This window comes from Streptococcus sp. NLN76, assembly GCF_015686645.1.
GTDB lineage: Bacteria > Bacillota > Bacilli > Lactobacillales > Streptococcaceae > Streptococcus.
In genome coordinates, this window is record NZ_JADPMS010000086.1 from 1 (window position 1) to 2,463 (window position 2,463).

At 35.0% G+C, this 2,463-nt stretch carries 2 protein-coding genes; both read left to right on the forward strand.

What is annotated here, in order from left to right; genetic code table 11:
* Positions 1–630 (forward strand): protein rep (locus tag I1A59_RS09275; RefSeq protein ID WP_196092475.1); only part of this gene is annotated, 630 nt, incomplete at its 5' end.
* Between the two features lie 1,388 nt (positions 631–2,018).
* A partial coding sequence (locus I1A59_RS09280) for a protein rep (protein ID WP_196092476.1) occupies positions 2,019–2,463 on the forward strand: 445 nt, incomplete at its 3' end.

Sequence of the window (2,463 nt, forward strand, 5' to 3'; positions counted from 1 at the left end):
CCAAAAGGGCGTTTTTTATTTTTGACATTAACTGTTAAGAATGTACCTGGAATTGAATTAAATAACACAATTAGTTCATTGACAAAATCTTTTGATCGTCTTTTTAAACGGGCTAAGGTTCAAAAAAATTTGATTGGATATTTACGTTCTGTTGAAGTAACTTATAATGAAAAAGAGAATACTTATCATCCTCATATTCATGTTTTGATAATGGTTAAATCGAGTTATTTTGCTGGAAAAGTGAATTATATTTCTCAAAAAGAATGGGGTGATATGTGGTCGCGGTCACTCAAAGTTGATTATATTCCGATGGTTGATATTCGGTCGGTTAAAGAAAAAGGAAAAGGTCTTAAAGGGGCTGTTTTAGAAACAGCTAAATATCCAGTTAAGCCAATAAAGTTGGATGTTGAGAATAAGCAAGTTGTAGATGATTTGTATAAAGGGTTGTATCGAAAACGACAATTAGGTTATGGCGGATTGTTTAAGGAAATCAAAAAGCAATTTCAGCTGGATGATGTTGAAAATGGAGACTTAGTTCATACTTCTGAAGATAACAATGATGTTTCTACTGGAACAAAAATTGTTGCAATATGGAATGCATCTAAGCAAAATTATTTGCTGAAAGACTGATCGGAATCAGTCTTTTTTGTATGTGATGAGTGTGTGTTAAGGTTTTTAGGTGGTAAAAATCATGTATGCGATAGGTAGGCGAAGTCGAGAAAATTGGGGACACAGGAAACGTTGATACTATCAACATATCACGCCAAGTGATATCAGTTTCCCTTATGCTCTTTTTAGTTGTTTAGTCTAGGCAATTTGTGTAGGTAATTTACTAGGTAATTTGTCTGGTAAATTTACTAGGAAAATTGCTCCCTGTTTTTACCTTCGTTTTGTTTTGGGCGTTTATTTGCGTTTTAAGAGCGTTGTAGTTAATTTTGGTATAAAAATATCAAGGAGTTATTTGGTGTGTCTTAGAGGCTAAATAAAACGCATGTGAGACCATCTGAGCGATTTATGCCGAGAAAACTTTTGACAATAAGCTAGGTCAAGTTAGACTGGCTAGGGCGGTTCGGTCAGAACTTTGTTCGACCGACCGACAAGCCAAAGACTAACGACCTAGGTTACTTGTTGTCAAAAGGAAATTGGAATAAAGTAAGCGGTAAGTTTGATAATCAAGATTTGTAATTGATTGAGGTGCTATAATTATAAATGCTGAAGCAAACCTTCCGCAAGTCTATGCGAAAGGAGGTGTGGCCAGTGCATTACATTTTCGACGTCTTACTTGCTGTTTTGGCAGAAGTAGTAGCACACTATATTTGCAAGTGGTTAGATAGCAAGGACAAACGCTGAAGCTAGCCCAACATCGAAAAAAGCCCCTAAGAAGACTGGAGATCTCTTAGGGGCTTCGGTGTGCTTGTGCACTACATTTTCGTGTTTTTATTATATCACAAGGATTGGAAATTTTAGGTGAAGAATTATCCAGTTTTTATCTTAGGAGAATTCTCCACTTTTTCACCACCAAAAGAGCATAAGGGAAGCTGATATCACTTGGCGTGATATGTTGATAGTATCAACGTTTCCTGTACCGGTAATTTTCTCGGCTTCGCCTACCTATCGCATACACAGTTTCTCCACCTAAAAGCTCTATGACATACTTATAGCACACAAATTTAGTTAAGAGGTTCATCTGAAAAATGGTTAGATTGTGGTTGGTTTGGAAATGATTATATGGTTTCAAAGTAGTTTTTGGAGAATGAAATAGGGGCTTTAGCCCCTAAAAACCACCCCTTGGGGTGGTTTTCTTCTTATCTTGATACTAGTAAGAATTAACTCACGGGCAAAAAAGAGGAGTTTGACATGCTTTAAACCAGCATGGTTGAGCTGTTTTTAGACAAAAAAAAGCCCTTGACTTTTTATAACGGTAAATCTATAATTAAAGTGTTCAAGTTTAATTTTAGAAAGGTATAAAAAGACAAAGGGATTTTTACGTTCTTTTGTAATTACAGGTTAATTTTAACATGACAGAAATTCAAAATCAAGAGCAAGTTCTTGTCGATAAAAATAAAAAAGGCAAAGATAGAAATTGGCGAGGTCGTAAGATATTGAGTTTGAAATTAGCTGATGTTTTTGAAGAGTTAGGCTATAAACAAAACTTGATTGAACGAGTGGCGAGTTGTGGGGATACACTTTGTTTTATTCGTCGAGAAGATGGTAGTTTAAAGTTATATCAAGCTTATTTTTGTAAAAATAAGTTGTGTCCTATGTGTAACTGGAGACGGTTAATGAAATATTCTTATCAGACTTCTCGAATAGTTGATGAAGCTATCAAAGAGCAACCAAAAGGGCGTTTTTTATTTTTGACATTAACTGTTAAGAATGTACCTGGAATTGAATTAAATAACACAATTAGTTCATTGACAAAATCTTTTGATCGTCTTTTTAAACGGGCTAAGGTTCAAAAAA